Below are 310 nucleotides of genomic sequence, written 5' to 3' on the forward strand. Positions count from 1 at the left end.
GGCGAGGGTGCCGAAGCCCTCGATGAACTCCGACTGGATGCGCAGGACCCGCCAGGGGTCGGTGTGGACCCAGTCGGTCGGCCCGCCCGCGTCCAGCAGCCGCTGGTCCGTGGTGCTCGCGGTCACCTGGCCGCGTCGCCTCAGGACCGGTCCCAGCCGCTGCTCCTCCGGTGGCTGCTTCTTGCCCTCGGGGTTGCCGGTAGCCATGTAGCGCTCCCTCCGCTTGCCAGGTCTTTCCACCTCAGCGTAGATCCACCCGGGTTACGGACGGGGGACGCGCGCATGTCTGCCATGAAGCGCCCTCGCCGCG

General features: G+C 71.0%; 1 pseudogene. It reads right to left on the reverse strand.

Annotated elements, in window-relative coordinates:
- A pseudogene (locus ACLZOT_RS51450) lies at positions 1 to 207 on the reverse strand (TIGR00730 family Rossman fold protein); the annotation flags it as partial.
- Between the last annotated feature and the right edge of the window lie 103 nt (positions 208 to 310).

It is taken from the genome of Streptomyces sp. 4F14 (assembly GCF_048159485.1).
Taxonomy (GTDB): Bacteria; Actinomycetota; Actinomycetes; order Streptomycetales; family Streptomycetaceae; genus Streptomyces.